This is a genomic window from bacterium SCSIO 12741 (assembly GCA_024398055.1).
GTDB lineage: Bacteria > Bacteroidota > Bacteroidia > Flavobacteriales_G > Salibacteraceae > SCSIO-12741.
On the sequence record CP073749.1, the window covers coordinates 2,762,564 to 2,786,322 of the forward strand.

Below are 23,759 nucleotides of genomic sequence, written 5' to 3' on the forward strand. Positions count from 1 at the left end.
TTTAGGCCATGAATAAATGGTTAAACATCGGGTGCTGGTTTTTTATGGCTTTCTTCCTACTGGGAATTGACGCCTCGGCACAAACCCATACCCACGGTCCCTGGACTTCCACTGAAAATGAACGAAGCGATACCTTCGATATTCTTCATTACGACGTAGATCTCGACGTTTCCGATTGGAGCGGCGGGCAAGTGAAAGGGTATTGCGAGCTAACCGTAGAAGCTCGTCAAAACAATTTGAATTCCATCGAACTTGATCTGCTCAAAATGCAGGTTGCTCAAGTGGAAGTGGGAGGAAATACAGCCACTTATACGTACAATGACAGTTTACTCCGAGTAAACCTTCCTACCATGAACACCGGTGACCGGCAGACCATTGAAGTTTGGTATCAGGGAAAGCCCTATCAGGATGGACAATGGGGGGATGGTACAAGTCTGGAAGTTATGCTTTTAACTTAGGAGTCGGTTTTGAAACCATACCCCATAATCTTGGGAAAGTATGGCACCCTTGTTTCGACAATTTTGTGGAGCGAGCCACCTATGATTTGAGCCTTAAAACCACAGGAGGTAGATTGGGAGTGGGAAGCGGTGTTCTAACCCAAGTAGATACATTGGGATTGGATACACTGGTGTATCACTGGCAATTGAATCAACAGATTCCTACCTATTTGTATGGAATAGCGGTTGCAAATTACACCCCCATACTTGATACCATTCAGGGCGTGTATGGTCCTATGCCCAAGAGTCTATACGCTCTTCCAGGTGATGTCAACCGATTGAAAAATGCCTTCGTTAATCTCGACTCCGCCTACCGCAGTTATGAAAAAGCCTTTGGTCCCTATCATTGGGATCGAGTAGGGTATAGCCTAACCACACAAGGGGCGATGGAGCATGCTACTAATATTTGTTATCCCATTTTTCCGGGTGGTCAATTCCCCGATGAAACGACTATGGCACACGAACTTTCGCATCACTGGTGGGGGAATTTGGTGACCTGTGAAACCGATCGTGATATGTGGATCAACGAGGGTATGGCAGTATTTAGTGAATACGTTTTTCAAGAAGATCTATATGGCGATGAGGTCATGAAGGCGGATATGGCTTCCAACTTGTTTATGGTGGTTCATGATGCTCCCTTGGAGGAAGATGGATATCAACCCATCTCGGGCGTACCACGTATCCATACCTATGGCACCCACACCTATCGCAAAGGATCGTTGGTTGGTTATAATTTGAAAACTTGGTTGGGTGACGCTGTATTCTACGATGCCATGACCGCTTTTCTGGATTCCTTTCAGTTTGATCATGTTAATAGCTATACGCTTCGAGACTTTTTGACTTCCTATACAGGTAAAGATCACACCTCATTTTTTGATCGATGGGTTTTTGAGCCTGGATTTCCCGGGTTCTCGGTGGATACCTTTTATATGGAAGCTACTGCCGGATTGAACCGGGCCCATGTACGTATTCGTCAACGAAAAGGAGGAAGCGTAGAATGGTACGACGAGGTTCCGCTAACCCTTACTTTATGGGATTCCTTGTGGAATGCTTCAGATCATCCCATTATCGTAAATGGAGAGGTAAGCAACTTTGCTATTGATATACCGGGATGGGCTGTATTTGCTGAGCTCAATCGTGATCATGAATTGAATTATGCGATGACCTCTCAGGAGCAGGTTGTAAAGCAGCCAGGAGGATTAAATGTAACGCATATCAATATGGCAGTGAGTTGTGGGTCAGTGAAAGACTCTGCTTACGTTAAAGTAGCTGCTCATTGGACTTCGCCCTTTATTGATCTGAAGAACGCAGTGGATTTGGGTGTAAGGGTAAATCCGAGGAGATATTTTGCCGTTACCGGCTGGGACAAGGACGCCACTTTTAACGGAGCGATATTCTACCGGGCCAAATCCAATGGTGTGGATCAGGGTTTGATTCAATACCATGAAGATAGCCTGGTGCTTTTGTACCGCGAATTCCCTGGCGCCGATTGGGAGTTGTATCCTCATTACAACGTGTTAGCTGGAGCACCAAATGATAGTAACGGTACCGTTCAGATCACTCAATTGCAATTGGGGGAATATGTCCTGGCCGAACGCGACAGTTCCATCAATGAATCCTTGTTGAGCCTGGGAGCCTATCCATTTGAAGAAAAACCTTGGATGGTCTATCCCAACCCAGCCAAAGATCAAATCCATTTTGAGCGAATTTCAGATCAAGAAGCCAGGGATGTGGTGCTGTTGGATATTCGCGGAAAGGAAAAAGGACATTATCTCTGGAATAAGGGGGAGAAGCGCTTAACCGTGCCAACTCAGACTCTGGATAACGGGGTATATTTTTATTTAATTGGAAATGAAGAAACCAATGATTGGAGTTTTGGAAGGATTGTTATTCAAAAATAGTGGAGTAAAAGGTTGGTTATCAGTAGTTGTTTTGCTGTTTCCAATTTTGGGAATAGCGCAGGATGGCTACAACCGAGATCGTGGTTTTGATGTAAAGCATTATGTTTTTGAGTTGGAATTGAGCGACCGTTCTGATAGCCTTTATGGAAAGACTTCCATTGATCTTAAACTCACCGATAGAACGGACGAGATTCAATTGGATTTGGTTCAATCTGCTAAGGGCAAAACGGGCATGACCGTAAGTGCAGTATCTGCCCTAAACTTTGGCGTTTCATTTAAACAGAAAAAGGACGTATTGTACATAAACCTCGGTGAATTCTACGATACGGGCAAAGAAATGCAGGTGGTGGTTGAGTACAGTGGGATACCTGCTGATGGATTGATTATCGGTGAAAATAAGTTTGGCGATCGTACCTTTTTTGGTGATAATTGGCCAAACCGTGCCCACCATTGGCTTCCTCTGGTTGATCATCCCTACGATAAGGCCACTTTGGAGTTTAAAGTGACTGCTCCCGAGTATTATTCAGTAGTGTCAAATGGAGCCTTAAAAGAGATTTCCCATATTGGGAATGGTCAGAAATTGACCCACTGGATTTCTTCTAAAGAACTGCCAACCAAGGTGATGGTGGTAGGTGTTGCTCGATTTGCCATGGATATTTCCGGAGAGGTAAACGGTCACGAGGTCTCAGCCTGGGTTTATCCGCAGGAAAGAGAGAAGGGATTTTACGATTATGCTCGGGCTACTGATATTCTGAGGTGGTTTGAAAAGAAGATAGCTCCCTATCCCTATGAGAAACTGGCTAACGTGCAATCCAAAACCCGATATGGGGGCATGGAAAACGCCGGCTGTATTTTTTACCATGAGAATTCCATCGATGGTAAAAGAGGTGAGGAGCCTTTATTGACTCATGAGATTGCGCATCAGTGGTTTGGGAACTCCGCCAGTGAAGCGGATTGGCACCATGTTTGGCTTTCAGAAGGTTTTGCGACGTATTTAACCGAGGTCTTTAAGCAGGACGTATACGGCGAAGCGGCCTTTGATAAAGGAATGAATCAGGCTGGGGAGCGAGTGAAGCGGTATTTAAAGGTAAATCCCAAGAGCGCCATTATTGATACCAATATTCGCGATTTGAACCGCTTGCTAACTCCAAGCACTTATCAAAAGGCGGCTTGGTTTCTTCATACATTAAGAAGTTATGTGGGAGATCGCGCATTTTGGACCGGTGTTAAGGAGTATTACGAGACTTATCAGTACAGTAATGCCTGGTCCGAGGATTTGAGGGAGATGCTAGAAAAGGCATCTGGAAAAGACCTTAAGCCGCTGTTTGATACGTGGTTATACAATCCTGGAATTCCAACCGTGGCCTATACTTGGGAGTACGATGAGGCTTCTAAGAAGGCTGTGGTTCAAATCATACAAGAACAGGACAAGCCCTTTGCACTACCGGTGCAAATTGAAGTGGTATCTGCAGGCGACGAGCAAATGCTGCATGATTACTTGGTAACGGATAAGGAATGGAAAGTGGAATTCCCTATGGACCAGGCTCCAAAAGCAATTAATTGGAGCTCCAAAAGTTTGCTTATTAATCGAAAATAATCCCCATTCTGGACGGAAATTCCCAATTTGGGACTATTGTTGGTGGGTGTCAAATTTTGGCATGGATCTAAACTGCTGTGAATCAGGTGAAAACAAAATTGGCACTTGATGATGCCAAATTTGGTATAAGAATGGTAATAGGATAATCATGAATCGCTCGATTCATTATAGTTTAGTTTAAGGTTGGTTGGTTGATGCAATGAGGGTTTCTTTGAAACCCTTTTTGCATTCTTAGAGCTGATGATGCGATGCGATATCAAGATTAGCGCATCCCTTTCCAACACCCAATAGTTTTTTCCTTAGTGACCATTTTCGTTTCCCTGACCTAATGTATTGTACATCAGGGTGATTGATTTGGGTTTTGTTCCTATTTCCATGAGTTACAGGCGATCCAACTTCGGGATAGGTAATATTGCAGCGACCCAGGCGTGGGTCATAGATTGCCTTTTAAGGCGTGTATTTAATTGTTTTAGAGGCTTAAGCCTTGTCACGGAGGACTACAGTGCTAAATCCGATTTCCGCCTTTATTTAGTCTCTGTGGCTGTGGGAAGTTTTAGGCTTTTGAGTAGTTTGGAAACTTCTTTGTTGGATAAATCTCTAACCTTGATTCCCCTTCCATATTTTCCTCGACTTTGTGTGACATATCCTGAATCCGCTTGAATGACGATGCGATAGGTTAAAGTGGTGTCTGGAGGGTTCTGATTGAAGAAGTTGTCGAATACCGATGAGGTCTTTTTTCCAATCTCTTGCTCCTTTTCACTGGCCACTTCGGATAGCACGGTCATTTTTTGTGTACTTGAAACGAGCGTCTGGCCTTCACTAACAAAACGAGGACTGGTAAAACTATATTCACCAGGCTTGTTAGCTTTTAATAGATAGGTAATCGTTGTGGTTGTATTCATTTTCCCATTAGCAATGCTCGTGGAGCTCGAACGATTGGGGCCTGACATAACCTCTATGTAACGTGGAATCTGAACTTGAGAAATGGAATCGGGTGAACAGGAGCAGGAGAAGCTCACCTTAAAAACTCCAAATCGTTTTACTTCAGTTGGCTTGATTTCGGTTTTTACAGAATCTTGTTGGCTCCATCCTAAGGCAGGGAGAGCGATCAGGTAAAGGGCGAAAAGTAGTTTATTCATGGTGCGAAAATAAAAAAGCCCTCTACCAAAGGCAGAAGGCTTTTTAAAATTTATGGCGTTTGAGAATTACTCCTCAATCACTTCAAACTTAACTGCACTTTCGATTTCCTTGTGCAATTTGATTTTGGCTTCGTAAGTACCAATTTGCTTAATTGGCTCTTCCAAAATGCTGATGTTCTTACGGTCGATGTCGAAACCAAGTTTCTTAATCGCGTCAGCCACCTGCAGGTTAGTAACAGAACCGAAGATTTTTCCGTTCTCACCAACTTTAGCACCTACTTTGATTGAGATCTCAGCCAATTTCTTAGCTGTAGATTCAGCCTCATCGCGTAGCTTCTGAATTTTGTGAGCTCTTTGTCTTAGGTTTTCTTCTCTAACCTTGCGAGCTGAATCAGTTGCTACAATAGCCATTCCTTTAGGGATCAGGTAGTTTCTTCCGTAACCGTCTTTTACTGTTACCAAATCATCGGTATCGCCTAAGCCCTTTACGTTTTGTTTCAATATAACTTCCATCGTAACTGTCTCCTGTCTTTTTAAATGAATTATTTGATCAAATCGCCGGTGTAAGGCATCAAAGCCAAATGTCTAGCTCTTTTAATAGCGGTGGAAACTTTACGCTGGTATTTGAGTGAAGTACCAGTGATACGACGAGGAAGAATTTTACCTTGATCGTTCACAAACTTCAACAGGAAGTTAGCGTCTTTATAATCGATGTACTTAATTCTGCTCTTACGGAAGCGACAGAATTTTTCCTTTTTGATTTCGATGTTAATCGGAGTCAGATATCTGATCTCGTTTTGATTATCTGCCATGGTCTTTTCTTTTAATGCGTTTTACTTAACAAGTATTTAGGCTTCAGCCGGAGTTTTATCTGTCTTTCTTCTGCTCTCTGCGAATTTGATGGAGTGCTTGTCCATTTTGATAGACAAGAACCGCATAATACGCTCATCACGTTTCATCTCAATTTCCAGACGTGCAATTTGACTTCCTTCTAATTCAAACTCAAACAAGTGGTAAAAACCAGTTGATTTTTTCTGAATAGGGTAAGCCAGCTTGCGCAATCCCCAGTGATCCTGGTAGGTGATGTTTGCACCTAACGACTTCAAAAGATCCTCGAATTTTTTGACTGTTTCCTTTACCTGATCTTCAGATAAAACGGGAGTTAGAATGAAAACAGTTTCATAACGATTAACCATTTCTACTTAAATTTTTGATTTATTGAAATTTACAATCTCTTAAAAAGAGTCGGCAAAAGTACTGCTTTTTTGTGGAATGTTCAATGGTCAGGTTAAATTTTCAATGATCAATTTGGCGGGTCGATTAGTCATTAGATTATTTCAACTAAATTTGAGCAACAACCGAATAAAACCAAAATCAAAACTAACCTTTACTAATGAGAACATATGATTTAGAGCAAAGGCTAATTGCCTTTTCCATCTCAGCTGTCAATTATACCGATACCATTCAAAAAACATTTGCCTGTGACCATTTATGCAAGCAATTAATAAGGTCTTCAACTTCATCTGCGTTAAACTATGCAGAATCGGTAGGAAGTGAGTCAGATAAAGATTTCATTCACAAACAAAGTATAGTCCTGAAGGAATTAAGGGAAACCTTCGTATGTCTCCAGATTTTAGAAGGGCTGAACAAATCAAGTGATCTGTCAAAATTTAATGGCCTAGAGAAGGAGTGTGAGGAATTAGTCAAGATTACCTATGCCAGCATCTCTACAGTTAAGAAAAGATTGTTTTCTGGAACATCAAAATATCCAAAAACTTATCACAAGAGGTAGAATAATTGATCATTAAAAATTGACCCTAAAAATTTAAAATTGTTGACAAATTATCCATCCTTCCAGCCGTTATAGCACATCCATTCCTCTATATTTGCTACCCGCATTTGGCTATGGAAAATTTCGTTGTTTCAGCTCGTAAGTATCGTCCCGCTACCTTTGATCAGGTGGTTGGGCAAAGTGCTATTACCCGGACGTTAGACAATGCCATTGCCAATAATCATTTGGCTCAGGCTTTTTTGTTTTGCGGACCTCGTGGAGTAGGTAAAACCACTTGTGCTCGTATCCTGGCCAGAAAGATCAATTTGGATGGTGTTGAGAATCCGGAAGATGAAGATTTTTCGTTCAACATTTTTGAACTGGATGCTGCCTCGAACAACTCGGTAGAAGATATTCGAAATCTGATTGATCAGGTGAGAATCCCTCCTCAAACGGGTAAGTACCGCGTCTACATCATCGATGAGGTTCACATGCTTTCTCAAGCGGCCTTTAATGCCTTTTTGAAGACGCTCGAAGAGCCACCTGAGTACGCCATTTTTATTTTGGCTACCACAGAAAAGCACAAGATTATTCCTACCATTTTGTCGCGCTGTCAGATTTTCGATTTTAAGCGGATCGAGATTCCCGACATGGTGGCTCAGTTGGATGGTATTGCCAAAAAAGAAGGGGTTGAAGCGGAACAAGATGCCTTGCACGTTATTGCCCAGAAGGCGGATGGTGCTATGCGTGATGCGCTTTCGATTTTTGATCAGATCGTAAGTTTCTGTGGAAACAACATCACCTATAAAGATGTGATCGAAAACCTGAATGTACTCGATTACGATTACTACTTCAAGCTTTCAGATCACTTAGCTACGGGTACTTTGCCTCAGGCTTTGTTGTTGTTTGACGAGATTTTGGAACACGGTTTCGACGGCCACAATTTCATCAACGGATTGGCCGAACATTTCAGAAATCTGCTCGTGTGTAAAGACGAGGCAACTTTGAAATTGCTTTTGGTAGGGGACAATGTAAAAGCCCGCTATGCTGAGCAAGCCAAGTCTATTGAACAAGAGTGGTTGCTCTATGGATTGCGTGTTATTTCCAAAAGTGATGTGCAGTACAAATCCAGCAAAAATCAGCGTCTGTTGGTTGAGTTGACCCTCATGCAGTTGGCATCTGCATCCAAAGTGCTGGAAAAAAAAAAGACTTAACTGACCTCTGGCTCGAATTAGAAGATCAGTTTCCCATTTTACTTCAATCCATTTCGGCTCCGGCCACCGTGAGTGCAAACCCGGCTACAAGCCCTGGTCCGCCTCCACAGGCTCCGCCACCTCCAGCTCCCCCTATTCGTAAAGCTGCCCCTGCGCCGCAACCTCGAAAGTTAGGCAAAGGAAAGATGAGCGGCTTGTCCTTCCAATCCAAATTGGTCTCGGTAAAGGACATGATGAATAAGGTGGATGAAGAGAAAACCGAGGAAATTTCTGAAGAAGAATTACTGCGTAACAAGCCTCGTGACCCTTTTAAGGTTGAGGACCTGAACAAACTTTGGAAGGAATACGCTAAAAATCTTCAGGGGAAAAGTCGCTCCAGTTTGGCCTCCACCATGCTTACCAATGATCCTGAAATGGATGAGAATTGGAAACTAAAAGTGATGCTGGACAACAAGGTGATGCAAAATGAAATGAATCAGGAGAAGGTGGAGATTCTTTCATTCTTGCGGGAAAGACTTAATAACTACGGCATTCAGATTGAAACAGAGGTGAGGGTAGAGGTGCAGAAAAAAAGGTACTACACCAATCGCGAACGCTTCGATCGGATGATGGAATTGAACCCGAAGCTACAGGATTTGAGAACCCGGTTGAATCTGGATCCGGATTTTTAGAGGGTATGGCTTAGTTTTTCTTCTGGGTAATCAGAATAAGCCGATCGCTCGTTTCCAAGTCAAACGATTCCAAATCATAACTCCCAAAAACTTCCCGAATATTTAATTGAGCTTGAGATAGTAGTTCTTCCAACTCCTCTCGTGTAAAGGCCGTAACACGTTCCTCAAAATCGTAGGATCGTCCTCCATCTTCAAAGTGGATGTGTTTCGTAATGGTGTGGTTTTGTAGCACCCTTTCAATGTTGAATTTAATGCCATCCACAACTTTCACTTCGGAGGGGTTGAGGTGTTTGCGTAGCTTATGGCAGTTCAAGAAATCGAGAACAAAGCAACCTTCTGGTACGAGGCCTTGAACCACGGATTGAAGAACCTTAAGGTTATCCTCCGAGTCATTGAAATACCCGAAACTGGTAAATAGATTGAAGATGCAATCGAAGTAGTTTTCGCGGTAGACTTCCCGCATATCCTGAATGGCGAAATGGAGGTTTTGGCAACCGTGCAAGTTGGCCTGTTTTATGGCATGGGCAGATAGATCGATTCCGGTGACCTGGTAGCCCAAACGGGCCATTTCCTTGGAGTGTCGACCTCGTCCGCAAGCCAAATCCAAAATGCGGGCATCGGCTTTGGGTTTGAGGTGATCGAGCAGGCGTTGGATAAACTCACGTGCCTCCGAATCGCTACGATCCTTATACAGGATACTGTAGTAGGGAGAATCAAACCATTCTCCAAACCAATCTGATTTATTATGATGCCCCATCAGTCAATAAAAAAAGCCTGTCGGGTTCAAGTGGAACCACAACAGGCTTTCAAATATAAAGGAGTTCAGGCTATTATTCAATCACTGTCATCTCATCTACAAGGTGACCAGCACCTGCAAACTTGTCAATGATAAATAGCGTGTAACGAATATCAACAGAAATAGTACGCTGAAGGTTTTCTTCAAAGTCAACGTCACCACTCATCGCTTCCCAGTTTCCGTCAAAAGCAGTTCCGATCAAGTGACCTTCACCGTTGATTACAGGACTTCCGGAGTTACCACCAGTAATGTCATTGTTGCTCAAGAAACAAACTACCAAGTCACCGTCTTTTGCATAACGACCGTAGTCTTTGTTTTTGATCATTTCGATCAACTGAGCAGGAGCGTCAAATTCCAAATCACCAGGCTTGTACTTTTCAAGGATACCCTGAGCGGTAGTGAAGTACTTGAAGTAAGTAGCATCACGAGGTACATATCCACCTACGTTTCCGTAAGTAAAACGCAAAGTACTGTTAGCATCTGGGTAGTAAGACTTATCAGGATTGATTTGACGAATAGCGTCAATGTACAAACGCTCTGCACGGGCCAATTGCTCACCGGCAACCTTACGCACAGGTGAAGTATTGGTCATGTAGTCCATGTAGAACTCCTTGAACATTTTGAAAGCAGGATCAGCAGACAAAGACTTAGAAGAAGCTTTAGCGAAGAAAGCGTTCATTTTGTCTTCATTGGCCATGAAAGACTTTTTGAATACATCAGCTGCCAACTTTTCGTAGTTGCCTTTGTATTTTTTGTCCAAGGTCTTGAAGTATTCTGCTTGCAATTCAGCAGGAACTTCTTCACCGTACATTTTCATCACAGCTGCCATCACGTTCTGATCGATTTGAGCATCGTAGTCTTTGTAGAAATCGCCAGCAGCACCTTTGATTTGCTGAATCATTCCATCCAAAGCTTTAGGATCAACCTCGTCAGAAGCAAGAAGCTTGTCTAAGGCCATAAATTGAGCAGAAAGAGTAAGGATTTCAATTCCCCAGATACCTTCTACATAAAGGTCTCTTTTCTTTTGAGTTTTCAAAAGGGTATCGTATCCATTTTGGTACATCATCAATACAGAACCGTATTTTTCCTGACGCTTAGAGTCAGCTGCAACCCAGTCAGAAAATTCTTTTTCCTGAGCTCTTTTTTGTCCAGCTACGTCAAGAGCTTCAAGGCTTGTAGACATTCCGATGAAGTTCTTCCAGTAGTTACTCACGCCAGCGTGCTTGCTTGAGTACTTAATACGAGTAGCCTCGTCACGAGCCATACCTTCTTCATAAAGGTCAAGCTTCATTCTTCTTACTTTAATACGAGTTGGGTACTCTTTGTAGATCATGTGCTCAATTCCGTAGGAGGAAAGGTAGCGCTGAGTTCTTCCAGGGAAACCCCAGATCATAGCGTAGTCACCTTCGTTTAGCCCTTTGATGTTAACAGGCAAGTGGTGCTTTGGCTTGTAAGGTACGTTGTCTTCTGAGTAAGCAGCAGGCTTGTTGTCTTTGCCAGCGTAGATACGGAAAAGAGTGAAGTCACCCGTGTGACGTGGCCACATCCAGTTGTCTGTATCACCACCAAATTTTCCGATAGAAGAAGGAGGAGCACCTACCAAACGAACGTCAGGGAAAACCTGGTAAACGAACATGTAGTACTCATTTCCTTTGAAAAAGCTTTTTACAACGGCTTGCATTCCTTCTCCAGAGTTAGCTTTTTGAAGGCTATCCATAATTGGAGCAATAGCAGCAGCGCGCTGAGTCTCGTCCATGTTGTCGTTTACAGCTGCCAATACAGTAGCGGTAACGTCTTCCATGTGATCAAGAATGGAAATAGAAAATCCAGCTGGAATTTCTTCTCCTTTGTTCATGGCCCAAAAACCGTCTTTCAGGTAGTTGTGCTCAACAGTACTGTTGGCTTGAATCGTTCCGTATCCACAGTGGTGGTTTGTAATAAACAACCCTTGGGAAGATACGATCTCACCCGAGCAGAAATTAAAAGCGGGACGACCTAATCCTACGATAGCGTCTTTCAGTGAAGAACTGTTTACGCTGTAAATTTCATCTGGGGTAAGCTTCAGCCCCTTTTCCTGCATGTCGGCATAGTTTAGCCGTTTAATGAACATGGGCAACCACATTCCTTCGTCACTTCGGGCTTCTGGTAGGCCTAAGAACCCAACCAAGATGGCCGCTACAAGTACTTTCTTTAACATAACTGTTTTGAATTTTATAGACGAGATTAGTATTCTCAAAAAATGGGGCACAAACATAGATAAATCTTGGCTACGCTTGGGGCAAACCGGGAGGATTGGTTGAATCCCTACAAGAATGGTATTTTACTTCTATGAGTGCCTGTAGAAATGATATCTTTGTTCGGCCTCAAGGGGTTGTTGATACGACGATTGACCGGCAGGAGAGGAATGATTGACCTGAAAGAAATAGCAGACAAGTTATCGGAGAACGATATCGTTCTCACCTATCATGGTCGGTTAGATAAACAGGTAATAAACGACTTGCTCCATTTCACGGAATCGGTATTAATTACACGCAACGTTGAGAGGCGAATTCGAAAAAAGGTATTTAGCATTTTAGTAGAGAGCTTGCAGAACTCTTACAAGAATGCCCTTTTGTTAGAAGAAAGCAAGGATCAGGTAACAGCGCTTTTGCTGAGAAATCAAGGGGTATACGAGCTTAATTTAGGCAATTATTTATCCGAGGAGAATAAGGATAAACTCATTCGACAGATTGAGGATATCAATGCTTTAGACTCCAAGCAATTGGTCGAAAAATACCAAAGTGTATTAAAGGATGGTAAGCGAACTGCATTAGGGGGCAGTGGATTAGGTTTGTTGGATATGGCTCGAAAATCAGGGAATCAGCTGTCTTACAAGGTTACACCGGGTGAAGACGGCCTGTATTATTTTTTGCTTAAAATTATAATTGATTGACCTATGGAAAATTTCATGCTGGAAGGAACCTCGAAAACACCTCGCGTTGATTTTAACGCGCAGACTGGTATTTTAGAATTGAGCGGAAGGAGTATCCCTGAAAATGCCGTTGATTTCTATAAACCCCTGTACGATTGGTTGGATCAGTACGTTTCTTCCCCAAGATCAAACACTGAAGTGGTGATCAAGTTGGAGTATTTCAATACCAGTTCATCCAAATGTTTGCTGGATGTGTTTAAAAAAGCCGAAGAATTGACCCGTAATTCTCTGGACCCGGTTGTGGTAAAGTGGTATTACGAAATTGATGATGAAGATATGTTGGAAGCGGGTGAGGATTATGAGATTATCATCAACATACCCTTCCAGAAAATTCCTGTAGAAGAATTATGAGATGGATTCAAATTCCGGTTGCAATTGCCGGTTTTATGTTAATGGCCTTCACGGTCAATGCCCAGGGGGTAAATACAAACTTGTTTGAAGAGAACCAGCAAGACCTGACTTTTAAAGTGAAAAAGAAAGGGCTGTTTTCTAAAGCTGAATCAGATTACCTGGTCAAATTAAAGATTAGAAACAACCAATCTGACTCGGTTGAAGTCGCATTTTCCATATTTATATACAAACTAACAGCTGCCGCCCACAATACGGGACACATGACCAAATGTGTGGCTCCAGGGAAGAAGTGGAAGCTGAAAATTGAAATGCCTGGTTTTGATCCCGAAAATCCAGATTATACCTGGGTTTTTGATGACATCAATGTAGCCAAAGGCTGCTCCACCGATCCCGAATCCTGACCCCATGCGTCAGTACCACCTCGATATTCTTGGACTTCCTCCGTCTGCCAGTGATGGAGAAATAAAAAAGCGCTACCGCGAATTGGCTATGCGCTATCATCCCGATGTCAATCAGGATCCGGGAGCCAAGGAGGAATTTATTCGAATCCACAAGGCTTATGAGGCTTTGATGGGTGGTGGCTCTGAAATCAATCAGATGTATGAGGCCTACCAGAGGAGTAGGAGAGCGCAAAGGCCTTCGAGCCAAACGGCTTCGGCTTATGGCTATGAAGAAGATCAGCGTGAAGCCATGCGTCAAAGAGCTCGTAAGTATGCTGAAATGCATCAGAAGGAGGCCGAAGAAATTGAATTGGGCGTATTCAATATGCTTACCAGTGGCGTCGTTTGGTGGGTGGTAAGAATATTTGCTCTCGCTATCGTGATTTTTGGATTTATCATGATGGTAGACTTTATACTTCCTCAAAGAGAAGAGGCGCATAAAGTGAAAAATACGGTGCATTACGAGCTTTTCTCACGAAACACCATATTCTTTGTAGATGGTGGACAGATCGATGTGCCGGAAAGAGTCTTTTTGAAGCTGGGGATCCGCGATAGTTTATACATGGATTACAGTCCCATGCTCCGTGAATTCCTGGATTATCGAATTATCAAATACGAACAAGAGGGTGAAATTGTAATGGAGGATGGATTCAATTTCTTCTCCTTCTATCCTTTGTTTCCACTTCTGTTTTTCATTCCTGGCTTTATCCTTTTTTACAAAAAGAATGAAGTGCGGTTTTACCTGCTCTATTTTGTCACCCTCATAGCCTACCCGGCACTCATTTTACACTACCTCATTCGAGAGAACAAGTTTCAGTACCTGATCGACTTTTTCTCACAGTTATCTTAATGTTTTTTTAGACGAATTGCATTTCCAATTCCTACCGGATTGGGCTAATTTTGCATTCAGGATTAAGGGGTGCGATGAGAGTCAATGTTTTTTCGTTGTTCGTAGTCGTGTTTCTGCTTTGTTCAGGGTCTCTGTTCGGGCAAAAGGTAGAATGGTATGAAGTAGTGGTAGTGGAAGAATGGCAGAAAGTCAAATTTCTGGTTACTTCCCTGGATTCTATTGGTATGAAATGCCATGACCGAAGAGGGGACAAAATGTACTGTACCGAAGCCGAAGAAATTCACGACTCCAAATTGCGCGGTTTACGAGCCGCTCAAGAAATGGCAATTGATGAGGCGAATATTTCCGTTCGGGAGGTATCCGTTGAATCTCTTGAAAGTAATGCTGCCTTAAAATCCGAGAATTATCCCTTCCTCATAGACTACGAATACGATCTGGTGAGTATCGAGAAAACATCTTCCACCGTCATTTACCTGAAATACGATTTCATTCTCATCGACCGGCGAAATGGACAAATAGTTGCCCGAAGCCAAAATCACAACCTGGAAAAACCTTTTTTGGGTCTTGAATACCTGATGGAAGAGTTGGAAGAGCTGTCCAATGGAACTTGGGATGGGCCGCAGAAGTTTTGAACTTTTCAATCTTTTCGGTATCCGTATTCTTGCCTTTTGAAGTAAAAGACCCTAAAATTTGATGGTGCAATTTATCCTTTAAAATTCTTCTCAAACGCTTCGCTGTCCAATATCTCCAGCGTTTCCAAAGTTGCTGCGACACTTCCCCAAATGGCTACAAAACCGGATATGAATGGGCCCAGAATAGGGATAATGAGCACCACTGAAAAAGGAACTCCTATTCCGATGACACTTCCACGATAATATCGCATGAAACGAATGCTTTGACTCATGGTGTAACCTCTTCGCTCCAGGGTGTAGTCCATGAGAGAAAAACCGTAGTAATAGGCCGTTACTCCAAACAACCCAGCCGGAGCGGCAAAGCCGATCAAGGGAATTAACCCTAAGATGAAAAAGATCAGAGTGAATAGAGCTTCCAGGATCAGGCATCGGAGGGTGATCGCAATTCCCCGAAATAAGTTGTTGAGGTAAAGTTTGGCGTTGAAGGTAGTTTTAGTGCCGCGCTGTTTGGATTCGGTTAGCTCGGATAGCCACGCCAGAATAGGGGAGAGCAAGAGGAGCACAACATAACCTCCCACATAGGCGAAGAAGATGAAAAATAAAATACGGATAACAATCCAAACAATCACATAGAGGCCTGTCCAGATGTACTCTGCCCAATCGGATTGCTGAGCTTGAAGATCCAACCAGCCTCGCATGGATTCAATGGCCAAATCGGACCAGTGGCTCACAAGTTGAACGCCTCCGTAAAAGACCAGAGCATTGAAAAACAAAGGAAAAAGGAAGAACCAGGTCAACCGATTTTTGCGCATAAATCCCCAGGCCCGGTAGTGTTGTTTGAGGGCTGTGTCAAAACGTCGAAAACGGATTAGTTCGAGCATTTTTTAAAGTAAGAGAATCACGCGGAATAAATCCCCTCCATCGCTATTAAAAGTTGTAAATTCGCGGCCTCAACAAAGGAACAAGAAATGAGCAGCTTAAGAGCAATTTCACCAATTGACGGACGTTACGCCAGCAAAACCACAGATCTACAAGAGTATTTTTCAGAGTACGCCTTGTTTAAGTACCGGGTATGGGTAGAAGTGGAATATTTTATTGCCTTATGTGAGCTTCCGCTCCCTCAGTTGGAAGATGTAAAGGCTACGGTTTACGAACCACTTCGCGATTTGTACCGCAACTTTACAGAGGAAGATGCTCAAGCCATTAAGGACATTGAAAAGGTTACTAACCATGACGTAAAAGCGGTTGAGTACTTTATCAAAGAGCGCATGGATGACTTGGGGCTAAGTGAGCAGAAGGAGTTCATTCACTTTGGGCTAACTTCTCAGGATATCAACAATACGGCTAATCCCATGATGATTCGGGATGCTTTAACGGCTGTAATTGCTCCGCAGTTGGAAACTATTTTGAATCAACTCAAAGACTTTGCTCAAGAGTGGAAAGATGTAGCCATGCTGGCACGTACCCATGGTCAACCTGCATCACCTACCCGATTGGGAAAAGAGATTCAAGTGTATAGTGAGCGATTGGAGCAACAATTGGGATATATCCATGAAATTCCAGTTTCTGCCAAGTTTGGTGGTGCTACTGGAAACTTTAATGCCCATCACGTGGCCTATCCGGAGATTGATTGGGTAGAATTTGCAAACCGATTTTTGGCCGAAAACCTGGAAGTGGATCGTTCTCAAACAACCACTCAAATTGAGCATTACGATCACCTGGCTGCCCTTTGTGATGTATTGAAAAGAATCAATACCATTTTGCTGGACTTCTCCAGAGATATGTGGACCTACATTTCCATGGACTATTTCAAGCAGAAGATCAAAAAAGGAGAAGTGGGATCTTCAGCTATGCCTCACAAGGTGAATCCGATTGACTTTGAAAATGCTGAAGGTAACCTGGGAATTGCCAATGCCCTTTATGAGCACCTGGCGGCTAAGTTGCCCGTATCTCGTCTACAACGTGACCTGACCGATTCTACGGTTATGAGAAATGTGGGTGTGCCTTTTGGTAACAGCTTAATTGCCTACAACTCCTTGATCAAAGGAATGGGTAAATTGCTACTGAATGAAGAGGCTCTCGAGCAGGATTTGGAAAACAACTGGGCTGTAGTGGCTGAGGCTATCCAAACGGTTTTGAGAAGAGAAAGCTACCCTTCACCATACGAGGCACTTAAGGCTCTTACCCGTAAGAATGAGACCATCAATGGGGAAGCTATTGCTGCCTTTATTGAAACACTCGATGTGAATGAGGAGATCAAAGCAGAGCTTAGAAAGATTACTCCTTCTAACTATACCGGGATTCAACTGGTCAAGTAAAACCTTATAATTTTTCGTAAGTAGCCGAGCTGTGGGAAGGAATTTTAGCCGATACCTCAGGCTCTCCTTTGTAGCGAATCTTTTCGCTGCCTTCTAACCATAGGGTAAGTTTGTTGACTGCCCAAAGATCGATGTGGCTGGTCGAATTGGAGCTGATTAGAATTTCTGAAGCTTCAAGTTCGGTGGCATCAAACTTTCCAAGAGAGGCATTTTCCAACTTAAAATAGCGGCAGGAACCAGCCAAACGGGTGCTAGGTGTTCCATCGTCTATCAGTAAGGTGAGGATATCAAATTCTCCCACTAAGTCTAATTCTGGAGAGCAATCTTTGAGTTTAATGTCCAATCGGTCGGAGCGGAGTCTTCCACAGCTGGCGAGCTTCTCTGGATTGGTCATCTCAATCTTTTTCAGTTCGCCACATCCAATTTCCAGAACGACCTTATCCGAGTAATTGGTTCGAATGGCACACTTGTTTTTGTTTTCAATTTTGAGCACGCCGTCATTCACTTCATAGTTGATGTTATCCATCAATCCTTCAAGGGCTTTCACCCTCATTTTGAAGGTTGAATCCTGGCAAAGCTGAACCGTAAATTTGCCTTGAATGTCCAAGGCGTCAAAACTCGAAAGCGGGTAGGTCTCTTCTGCTAAGTCACCCAGTTTTCCACTGCATTTTTTGCAGCCGCCCGTAAGTAAAACAGTTCCGATCAAAAGCAAGCCGATCAAAACCGTATGTGATGTTATCTTTTTCATCTTGCTAATTGATATCCAATTCCAAATTCCATGTGATCCGCTCTGGCCCAATGGGTGTGCAGAGCGGTATTGATCATAAATCGTTTTCCTACATTAAACCGGGTACCAAACCGGTGGTAAAAGGTTTCGCCAAAGTCGGTTTGTTCAAACACGTAAACACCCATGCCGAGTAAGATCGAGAACTTTCCCAAAGTTTGATGGTAGCTTACGATTGTTCCTACTTGAAGAGCTGTTTTTGATCCCGTTTCGCCGGCATTTTCAATTTGTTGTTGCAGAGCCGTGCTGTAAAAGACATCTGCTCCTACACTTAGTTTGTATTTTTTACTCCACAACCGGGCGTATTGTCCAGATAGGGTATATACTGGATAGATGTTGTTGTCGGTGCTGGAGTACGCTCTAAACCCTACCGAGGCGATAGCCGCAAATTCATTTTTCTTACTTGGCTTGATCTTCTTTCTTTCCGCCTTGGGAAGTTTGGAATAAGAAATGGGATCGTAAAAAGAGTATCGCGCACCAGCACTAATGGTAGGAACATTCAAACCAAGATTGGGGTATTGCAAAGCCGAGTTGCTCCAGTGGTTAAAGGCACACCCCAAAGACAAAGCCAATCGACGTGCTACCACATATTCAGCCTTGAGTTTAATCGAGGCAAATAGATTGAGGTGGGAGCCAATAGCGTTGTTTTTGTGATTCTCTGCTGGATCGTATTTGTTGGTTAAGTAACCCAATCCCCAACCCCAGCTGGTGTAGAGTTGAAACTTTTCGGATCGAACGAGCGGAAACGAAACGTAAGGATTAATGCCAATGGCATTTCCCAAAACATCATAGTTCCCCGCACCAGTAAAGAGAATGGATAGTCCTACCGTAGGGTGATTGTAGAGTTTTTCCCAATCCTGGTGACCCGAGCTGGCTTTTTCAATGTTAAGCTCAATACCTTGGGTGTATTCCTTAGGAATGTGTTGCATTCGGGTTCGATGCGGAATCAAAAAACCAAAATGATAGGAAGCTTTGACCTGAACATTGGGTCGACTATTAGCGGGCACTTCTGCATCTTCTTGTGCGAAGCCAGATTGGCTGGTTAGAAATGCCACCAGAATGAAAATCAAATACCTTTGCATACAAGTTTTTCAGGACGACAAAAATACCCGAAAAAAGGAATCAAAAAATACCGGAAATGGATCATCGCTTAGTTGCTTTTCAACGATTATTGAACATCATGGATGACCTTAGGGAAAAATGCCCTTGGGATCAAAAGCAGACCATGGAGAGCCTGCGAAAGCTGACTATTGAAGAAACCTATGAGCTGGCCGATGCCATTTTGGAAAATGACCATGAGGAGATCAAAAAGGAAATAGGAGACATCCTGTTGCACCTGGTTTTTTACGGAAAAATTGGTTCTGAGCAACAAACCTTCGACATAGCAGATGCCATTAATTCGGTTTGCGACAAATTGATTCACCGCCACCCTCATATCTACAGTGATGTGGAAGTGGAGGATGAAGAAGAAGTAAAGTCCAATTGGGAAAAACTCAAATTGAAAGAGGGTAAAAAATCTGTTCTTGAAGGGGTGCCGAAGTCATTGCCAGCGATGGTCAAGGCCAATCGCATCCAGGAAAAGGCTCGTGGAGTAGGATTTGATTGGGACAATAAAGAACAAGTTTGGGAAAAGGTTCATGAAGAGTTGGATGAACTGAAACACGAAGTGCATAACGGAGCCGATGTCGAGAAAATGGAGGATGAACTTGGGGATGTTCTTTTTTCTGTGATCAACTATGCGCGCTTTCTTAATCTGGATCCGGAAAGTGCTTTGGAGCGGACCAACAAGAAGTTCATTCAGCGGTTTCAGTTTTTAGAAGATCAAGTCAGAATGGAAGGAAAAGACCTCAAAACGATGAGCTTGGAGGAGATGGACTTTTTTTGGGAAAAGGCCAAAAAGCAGTAACTTCGGGTATTAGAAGTTAATACACCATCCATGACACTTCCTTTTTATACCAAATTTACCTTGGGCTTAGCCCTTTTTGTCGTCATCTTTCAATCCTGTAAAAAAGAAGAAGAAATTATTCCAATTCCAGGAGCCACCTATGTTGGGCAAACCTATGTTTCTCATCAAATTGATGGAGCTTCCTACGATACCACACTAACCGATACGGTCATCATCATTCCGAGAGTTGATGCCTCAAAATTTGAAGTAAAGAAGTTTATTGTAGGAATGTCTTATGCAACTCCTAATCAACACAAGTTTTATAGAACCCGGGAAGAAACGACTACGGTATTTGAAGATTATGATGGGCAAAAAGACTTCTATCGACTGGCCGACCGTGCCTACTATTGGGATGTTCACTTTAGGGATGGAGATTCGCTGATCTATAGCCAGAATCAAAACCAGGAACAAAGGGAATATGTCTTTTACCGGTTTAAGGGAAAGAAGATTTGATAGTTCTCGCTTAAGCTCGACTGACCATTATATAACTGGAATTGAACTTGCGTATTTAATGAGTAACTTGTTCTATTCCTTAATACTAACCCACGATGAAGTTCCTTTCTTTAATAATATTGGTTTTAGTGACCCTTTCCTGTACCAAAAGCGTAACCACACCAGACACCTCATCCACATCCTCTTCCGTTGATACCACTCAAGTTTTTATCAATCAATGGAGTGGTAGGTATGCTGGTACCACTCGTTTGATAGCGACGGGCCTCGGTGGCTATAAAGACACCCTCGTGGCTGATACAGTTACGATTTCGGTTTTGAACAAAACGACCTGGAAATTGGAGCGCCGTCGTTGGGATCATGCCGCTTATCATGCTGGCAGTTCTCACTGGTGGGTAAAACGTAGTAGTACGATTCAAGTCAGAAAAATCCCAGATCTAAAGGCCGGAACTACTTCTTACAATTATCAAGAGGATCAAAGAGATTTGGATTTAAAACTTCTGTCCACCGATTCCATTAGTTATCATGATGAGCTGGACCCCGCCTACATGCATAACTATTCTTCAGAGACTGAATTTGTAGGGAAGAAGCTGCCATAATCAGGAAAACGAATAAAGAGCAACCATGAAACATCAACTATACATAGGTCTTTTATGTGGGATTGTCCTGTTTAGTGCCTGTAAAAAGGACATCGAAACAGAGCCAGATCCCGAACCCGTAGTATCTACTCAAATGTTGCCAGATACCTCAAGTTCTCAATATCAAATTGGACATTGGGGTGGAGTTTATGTAGGAACCTATAGACACTATCATACGGTTTCTTATCCGGATGGTAGAACCCATGAGTGGGCCAGTTTTTCGAGACCCGATACTTTTTATTTAACAGCTGAAAAATATACGGGAGCGGAATGGTTGCCATATTATTATTGGTCACTTAAAGTGGGTGCAGATCGTCAGCATGTCTACCTTACCCAGATCAAAGACCGAACGTTAACTTATCGTGACAAGGAGGATGATTCAGAGTATAATCATGAGCGGTTTCACCTGTTGGACAACGGTGAAAGAATCCTGTATGACCTGAAGTTTTACAGTTTCGGACAGCCCCTTCCAGAATGGGAGACAAAGCACTTTGAAGGAACGAGGATTCGCTAGAATCCTATTTTTTCCGAAAGTAGATTTGAATCGGTACACCGGTAAATCCGAACTCTTCCCGAAGCTTGTTTTCCAAATAACGTTTGTAAGGATCTTTGATGTACTGCGGTAGGTTGCAGTAAAAAGCAAAACTTGGATAATAAACCGGAAGCTGGGTCACATACTTAATCTTGATGTACTTTCCTTTAATCGATGGGGGAGGGTAGGCCTCAATTAAGGGTAGGAAGAAATCGTTGAGCTTGCTCGTGGCAATCTTCTTGGTCCTATTTTTAAATACACGCAATCCAGCATCCAGAGCTTTGTGAATACGCAGCTTATCTTTTACGGAGATAAACAAAACATCTACATCGGTAAAAGGAGCCAATTTGTTTTTGATTTCGCGTTCCAAATCCCGTGCTGAGTTGGTTTCTTTTTCAACCAAATCCCACTTGTTGAAGAGAATAACAATTCCCTTGTTGTTTTTGTAGGCCAGGTTAAGAATGTTGAGATCCTGAGCGCTGATACCCTCGACTGTGTCAATCATAACGAAACACACATCCGATTTTTCAATGGCTCGAATGGCACGCATCACCGAATAGAACTCGAGGTCTTCGTGTACCTTTTTCTTTTTACGAATTCCAGCGGTATCCACCAGGACAAATTCAAATCCGTAAGACTTGTAGTGAATGTCATTGGTGTCTCGCGTGGTACCAGCAATATCGGTAACGATGTTGCGCTCTTCCCCGATCAAGGTATTGATGAAAGAAGATTTTCCGGCATTGGGCCTTCCTACCACAGCAAATCGAGGTAGGCCGTCATTTTCGTTTTTGGTCACTGCAGCTGGAAGGTGTTTTACAACCTCATCCAACAATTCGCCGGTTCCACTTCCATTAATAGAAGAGATACAATACACTTCACCCAATCCTAAGGAGTAGAATTCGGCAGCATCCAATCGCCGTTGGTGAGTATCCACCTTATTCGCAATTACAAAAACCGGCTTATCCGATTGACGAAGAATATGAGCCATGTCTTCATCCAAATCGATGATACCAGCCATCACGTCAACCATAAAGAGGATTACATCCGCCTCTTCCAATGCAATTTCTACCTGCTTACGGATTTCAGCATCGAATACATCGTCAGAATCTTTGATATATCCTCCGGTATCGATCAGGTTAAAATCCCGACCATTCCAATCTGAAGTACCATAATGGCGATCCCGGGTTACTCCACTAAATTCATCCACGATGGCTTCACGACGTCCTACAAGGCGATTAAAGAAAGTGGATTTACCCACATTTGGGCGACCTACGATGGCAATAATGTTGTTCATACCCCGGTAATTTTTGGACCTGCAAAGAAAGGTAATTCCTGCCTTACAGCAGGATAAAGATTTAATTCAAATAACCGAAACGTTTAAGCTGGCGTTCCTGATTCCGCCAATCCTTGTTTACCTTAATATGTAAATCCAAAAAGACCTTCTTCTGAACGAACTCTTCCATGTCTTTTCGGGCATCTGATCCGAGCTTTTTCAGGGCGCTTCCTTTGTGACCGATTAAAATTCCTTTTTGGCTTTCCCGTTCCACATAAATCTCGCTTCGGATATGTATGATGTCTTCGGCTTCCTTATACTCGGTTACTTCCACTTCACAGGAGTAAGGGATTTCCTTTTTATAGTTCAGGAAGATTTTCTCCCGGATCATTTCAGAAACGAAAAAACGCATGGGTTTATCGGTCAATTCGTCTTTGGGAAAATAGGGGGGGATTCGGGGAGGTGCCTTTTGAGACGTTTAAGCAACATTTCCACCCGCTTTCCTTTAAGTGCGGAAATGGGAATAACCTCCGCTTGAGGCAATAATTTTTCCCAATGCTCTTTAAATTCTCTGACCTTTTCGGCGTTGACCAAGTCCATTTTGTTGAGCGCAATGAGGATGGGAACGCTCGTTTTTTGGAGTCGTTCGAAGATTTTTTCGTTCTTAATCGCCTTTTCTCCGACTTCAATCACCATTAAAATGACATCCGCATCCGACAAAGATGTTTCTACAAATTGCATCATTCCTTCGTGCATTTTGTAGGCGGGATCTACAATTCCTGGAGTGTCGGAGTAGACTATCTGAAAATCCTCCCCATTGACTATTCCCTTGATCCTGTGGCGAGTAGTTTGGGCTTTTGACGTAATAATAGATAAACGTTCACCCACTAATTGATTCATGAGGGTAGACTTCCCAGCGTTGGGATTTCCGATGAGGTTTACGAACCCCGAGCGATGCGACATAACTTTTTCTTAAAATTTGATGCTAC

Annotated in this window: 26 protein-coding genes and 1 pseudogene; 16 read left to right on the forward strand and 11 right to left on the reverse strand. The window is 43.0% G+C overall.

What is annotated here, in order from left to right; translation table 11 throughout:
• Positions 1–8 precede the first annotated feature (8 nt).
• Genes KFE98_11715 through KFE98_11725 form a run of 3 tightly spaced genes read left to right on the forward strand, consistent with a single transcriptional unit; the run spans position 9 to position 3,995 of the window.
• On the forward strand, positions 9–458 hold the full coding sequence (locus KFE98_11715) for a hypothetical protein (GenBank protein UTW60716.1): 450 nt from the start codon (positions 9–11) through the stop codon (positions 456–458).
• The gene (locus KFE98_11720) at positions 416–2,398 is read left to right on the forward strand and encodes a T9SS type A sorting domain-containing protein (protein UTW60717.1); all 1,983 of its coding nucleotides are present in this window, start codon (positions 416–418) and stop codon (positions 2,396–2,398) included. The genes KFE98_11715 and KFE98_11720 overlap by 43 nt, the downstream gene beginning before the upstream one ends.
• On the forward strand, positions 2,349–3,995 hold the full coding sequence (locus tag KFE98_11725) for a M1 family metallopeptidase (protein UTW60718.1): 1,647 nt from the start codon (positions 2,349–2,351) through the stop codon (positions 3,993–3,995). Before KFE98_11720 ends, KFE98_11725 begins: the two co-directional genes overlap by 50 nt.
• Before the next feature lie 524 nt (positions 3,996–4,519).
• Here the strand turns inward: KFE98_11725 and KFE98_11730 are convergent.
• The 4 genes from KFE98_11730 to KFE98_11745 form a co-directional block, all read right to left on the reverse strand.
• Positions 4,520–5,134 carry a BatD family protein gene (locus KFE98_11730; protein ID UTW60719.1) on the reverse strand — a complete coding sequence of 205 codons (615 nt, stop codon included), beginning with the start codon at positions 5,132–5,134 and terminating at the stop codon, positions 4,520–4,522.
• A gap of 66 nt (positions 5,135–5,200) precedes the next feature.
• Entirely contained in the window at positions 5,201–5,647 is a 447-nt protein-coding gene (gene rplI / locus KFE98_11735) for a 50S ribosomal protein L9 (GenBank protein ID UTW60720.1), read from the reverse strand.
• A gap of 29 nt (positions 5,648–5,676) precedes the next feature.
• A complete protein-coding gene (gene rpsR, locus KFE98_11740; protein ID UTW60721.1) occupies positions 5,677–5,946 on the reverse strand; it encodes a 30S ribosomal protein S18 in 270 nt (89 codons plus the stop codon).
• 36 nt (positions 5,947–5,982) lie between these two features.
• Positions 5,983–6,330, reverse strand: coding sequence for a 30S ribosomal protein S6 (locus tag KFE98_11745; protein ID UTW60722.1), 348 nt, complete (start codon positions 6,328–6,330; stop codon positions 5,983–5,985).
• Positions 6,331–6,527: 197 nt separating this feature from the next.
• Between KFE98_11745 and KFE98_11750 the strand changes: the two genes are divergently transcribed.
• From KFE98_11750 to KFE98_11760, 3 genes are all read left to right on the forward strand, one after another.
• Complete coding sequence (locus KFE98_11750; protein ID UTW60723.1) at positions 6,528–6,926, forward strand: four helix bundle protein; 399 nt, start codon at positions 6,528–6,530, stop codon at positions 6,924–6,926.
• A 113-nt stretch (positions 6,927–7,039) separates the two neighbouring features.
• Entirely contained in the window at positions 7,040–8,119 is a 1,080-nt protein-coding gene (gene dnaX, locus KFE98_11755; GenBank protein ID UTW60724.1) for a DNA polymerase III subunit gamma/tau, read from the forward strand.
• Between the two features lie 68 nt (positions 8,120–8,187).
• Entirely contained in the window at positions 8,188–8,790 is a 603-nt protein-coding gene (locus tag KFE98_11760) for a hypothetical protein (GenBank protein UTW60725.1), read from the forward strand.
• A 10-nt stretch (positions 8,791–8,800) separates the two neighbouring features.
• On the opposite strand, the gene KFE98_11765 is transcribed toward KFE98_11760, so the two are convergent.
• Entirely contained in the window at positions 8,801–9,547 is a 747-nt protein-coding gene (locus KFE98_11765; protein UTW60726.1) for a class I SAM-dependent methyltransferase, read from the reverse strand.
• A 73-nt stretch (positions 9,548–9,620) separates the two neighbouring features.
• Positions 9,621–11,783, reverse strand: coding sequence for a S46 family peptidase (locus tag KFE98_11770; GenBank protein ID UTW60727.1), 2,163 nt, complete (start codon positions 11,781–11,783; stop codon positions 9,621–9,623).
• 207 nt (positions 11,784–11,990) lie between these two features.
• Here KFE98_11770 and KFE98_11775 point away from each other — a divergent pair, with 207 nt between their 5' ends.
• The 5 genes from KFE98_11775 to KFE98_11795 all read left to right on the forward strand — a co-directional run bounded on the left by KFE98_11775 (position 11,991) and on the right by KFE98_11795 (position 14,830).
• Entirely contained in the window at positions 11,991–12,518 is a 528-nt protein-coding gene (locus KFE98_11775; protein UTW60728.1) for a SiaB family protein kinase, read from the forward strand.
• 3 nt (positions 12,519–12,521) lie between these two features.
• On the forward strand, positions 12,522–12,908 hold the full coding sequence (locus tag KFE98_11780; GenBank protein ID UTW60729.1) for a DUF1987 domain-containing protein: 387 nt from the start codon (positions 12,522–12,524) through the stop codon (positions 12,906–12,908).
• The gene (locus tag KFE98_11785) at positions 12,905–13,309 is read left to right on the forward strand and encodes a hypothetical protein (protein ID UTW60730.1); all 405 of its coding nucleotides are present in this window, start codon (positions 12,905–12,907) and stop codon (positions 13,307–13,309) included. The genes KFE98_11780 and KFE98_11785 overlap by 4 nt, the downstream gene beginning before the upstream one ends.
• A 4-nt stretch (positions 13,310–13,313) precedes the next feature.
• Positions 13,314–14,198: a DnaJ domain-containing protein gene (locus KFE98_11790; GenBank protein ID UTW60731.1), complete on the forward strand. Its 885-nt coding sequence runs from the start codon at positions 13,314–13,316 to the stop codon at positions 14,196–14,198.
• Positions 14,199–14,272: 74 nt separating this feature from the next.
• On the forward strand, positions 14,273–14,830 hold the full coding sequence (locus KFE98_11795) for a hypothetical protein (protein UTW60732.1): 558 nt from the start codon (positions 14,273–14,275) through the stop codon (positions 14,828–14,830).
• Between the two features lie 71 nt (positions 14,831–14,901).
• Here the strand turns inward: KFE98_11795 and KFE98_11800 are convergent, their stop codons facing one another.
• Positions 14,902–15,711 (reverse strand): EI24 domain-containing protein, encoded by an 810-nt coding sequence (locus tag KFE98_11800; GenBank protein ID UTW60733.1) that lies wholly within the window; start codon positions 15,709–15,711, stop codon positions 14,902–14,904.
• Positions 15,712–15,798: 87 nt separating this feature from the next.
• Here KFE98_11800 and purB point away from each other — a divergent pair, with 87 nt between their 5' ends.
• Positions 15,799–17,148, forward strand: coding sequence for an adenylosuccinate lyase (gene purB / locus KFE98_11805; protein UTW60734.1), 1,350 nt, complete (start codon positions 15,799–15,801; stop codon positions 17,146–17,148).
• Between the two features lie 4 nt (positions 17,149–17,152).
• Here purB and KFE98_11810 read toward each other — a convergent pair whose 3' ends face one another.
• Positions 17,153–17,896, reverse strand: a complete 744-nt coding sequence (locus KFE98_11810) for a DUF2807 domain-containing protein (protein UTW60735.1) — start codon at positions 17,894–17,896, stop codon at positions 17,153–17,155.
• Complete coding sequence (locus KFE98_11815) at positions 17,893–19,014, reverse strand: acyloxyacyl hydrolase (protein ID UTW60736.1); 1,122 nt, start codon at positions 19,012–19,014, stop codon at positions 17,893–17,895. The genes KFE98_11810 and KFE98_11815 overlap by 4 nt, the downstream gene beginning before the upstream one ends.
• Positions 19,015–19,070: 56 nt before the next feature.
• Between KFE98_11815 and mazG the strand changes: the two genes are divergently transcribed.
• The 4 genes from mazG to KFE98_11835 all read left to right on the forward strand — a co-directional run bounded on the left by mazG (position 19,071) and on the right by KFE98_11835 (position 21,479).
• Positions 19,071–19,838, forward strand: a complete 768-nt coding sequence (gene mazG / locus KFE98_11820) for a nucleoside triphosphate pyrophosphohydrolase (protein UTW60737.1) — start codon at positions 19,071–19,073, stop codon at positions 19,836–19,838.
• A 30-nt stretch (positions 19,839–19,868) separates the two neighbouring features.
• Positions 19,869–20,330: a hypothetical protein gene (locus KFE98_11825; protein UTW60738.1), complete on the forward strand. Its 462-nt coding sequence runs from the start codon at positions 19,869–19,871 to the stop codon at positions 20,328–20,330.
• Between the two features lie 95 nt (positions 20,331–20,425).
• On the forward strand, positions 20,426–20,926 hold the full coding sequence (locus KFE98_11830) for a hypothetical protein (GenBank protein UTW60739.1): 501 nt from the start codon (positions 20,426–20,428) through the stop codon (positions 20,924–20,926).
• 25 nt (positions 20,927–20,951) lie between these two features.
• Positions 20,952–21,479: a hypothetical protein gene (locus KFE98_11835; protein UTW60740.1), complete on the forward strand. Its 528-nt coding sequence runs from the start codon at positions 20,952–20,954 to the stop codon at positions 21,477–21,479.
• Positions 21,480–21,483: 4 nt separating this feature from the next.
• Here KFE98_11835 and der read toward each other — a convergent pair whose 3' ends face one another.
• Positions 21,484–22,791 carry a ribosome biogenesis GTPase Der gene (gene der / locus KFE98_11840; GenBank protein ID UTW60741.1) on the reverse strand — a complete coding sequence of 436 codons (1,308 nt, stop codon included), beginning with the start codon at positions 22,789–22,791 and terminating at the stop codon, positions 21,484–21,486.
• 61 nt (positions 22,792–22,852) lie between these two features.
• A pseudogene (gene era, locus KFE98_11845) lies at positions 22,853–23,733 on the reverse strand (GTPase Era).
• Between the last annotated feature and the right edge of the window lie 26 nt (positions 23,734–23,759).

Coding starts and splice junctions, on each gene's coding strand:
- der (UTW60741.1), bottom strand. CDS start 22,791: ATGAACAACATTATTGCCATCGTAGGTCGCCCAAATGTGGGTAAATCC.
- rpsR (UTW60721.1), bottom strand. CDS start 5,946: ATGGCAGATAATCAAAACGAGATCAGATATCTGACTCCGATTAACATC.
- KFE98_11725 (UTW60718.1), top strand. CDS start 2,349: ATGAAGAAACCAATGATTGGAGTTTTGGAAGGATTGTTATTCAAAAAT.
- KFE98_11815 (UTW60736.1), bottom strand. CDS start 19,014: ATGCAAAGGTATTTGATTTTCATTCTGGTGGCATTTCTAACCAGCCAA.
- KFE98_11835 (UTW60740.1), top strand. CDS start 20,952: ATGAAACATCAACTATACATAGGTCTTTTATGTGGGATTGTCCTGTTT.
- KFE98_11785 (UTW60730.1), top strand. CDS start 12,905: ATGAGATGGATTCAAATTCCGGTTGCAATTGCCGGTTTTATGTTAATG.
- KFE98_11765 (UTW60726.1), bottom strand. CDS start 9,547: ATGGGGCATCATAATAAATCAGATTGGTTTGGAGAATGGTTTGATTCT.
- KFE98_11775 (UTW60728.1), top strand. CDS start 11,991: ATGATTGACCTGAAAGAAATAGCAGACAAGTTATCGGAGAACGATATC.
- KFE98_11830 (UTW60739.1), top strand. CDS start 20,426: ATGAAGTTCCTTTCTTTAATAATATTGGTTTTAGTGACCCTTTCCTGT.
- KFE98_11745 (UTW60722.1), bottom strand. CDS start 6,330: ATGGTTAATCGTTATGAAACTGTTTTCATTCTAACTCCCGTTTTATCT.
- KFE98_11795 (UTW60732.1), top strand. CDS start 14,273: ATGAGAGTCAATGTTTTTTCGTTGTTCGTAGTCGTGTTTCTGCTTTGT.
- KFE98_11825 (UTW60738.1), top strand. CDS start 19,869: ATGACACTTCCTTTTTATACCAAATTTACCTTGGGCTTAGCCCTTTTT.
- KFE98_11715 (UTW60716.1), top strand. CDS start 9: ATGAATAAATGGTTAAACATCGGGTGCTGGTTTTTTATGGCTTTCTTC.
- KFE98_11730 (UTW60719.1), bottom strand. CDS start 5,134: ATGAATAAACTACTTTTCGCCCTTTACCTGATCGCTCTCCCTGCCTTA.
- KFE98_11770 (UTW60727.1), bottom strand. CDS start 11,783: ATGTTAAAGAAAGTACTTGTAGCGGCCATCTTGGTTGGGTTCTTAGGC.
- KFE98_11810 (UTW60735.1), bottom strand. CDS start 17,896: ATGAAAAAGATAACATCACATACGGTTTTGATCGGCTTGCTTTTGATC.
- rplI (UTW60720.1), bottom strand. CDS start 5,647: ATGGAAGTTATATTGAAACAAAACGTAAAGGGCTTAGGCGATACCGAT.
- purB (UTW60734.1), top strand. CDS start 15,799: ATGAGCAGCTTAAGAGCAATTTCACCAATTGACGGACGTTACGCCAGC.
- KFE98_11790 (UTW60731.1), top strand. CDS start 13,314: ATGCGTCAGTACCACCTCGATATTCTTGGACTTCCTCCGTCTGCCAGT.
- KFE98_11750 (UTW60723.1), top strand. CDS start 6,528: ATGAGAACATATGATTTAGAGCAAAGGCTAATTGCCTTTTCCATCTCA.
- KFE98_11720 (UTW60717.1), top strand. CDS start 416: ATGGGGGGATGGTACAAGTCTGGAAGTTATGCTTTTAACTTAGGAGTC.
- KFE98_11800 (UTW60733.1), bottom strand. CDS start 15,711: ATGCTCGAACTAATCCGTTTTCGACGTTTTGACACAGCCCTCAAACAA.
- KFE98_11780 (UTW60729.1), top strand. CDS start 12,522: ATGGAAAATTTCATGCTGGAAGGAACCTCGAAAACACCTCGCGTTGAT.
- dnaX (UTW60724.1), top strand. CDS start 7,040: ATGGAAAATTTCGTTGTTTCAGCTCGTAAGTATCGTCCCGCTACCTTT.
- mazG (UTW60737.1), top strand. CDS start 19,071: ATGGATCATCGCTTAGTTGCTTTTCAACGATTATTGAACATCATGGAT.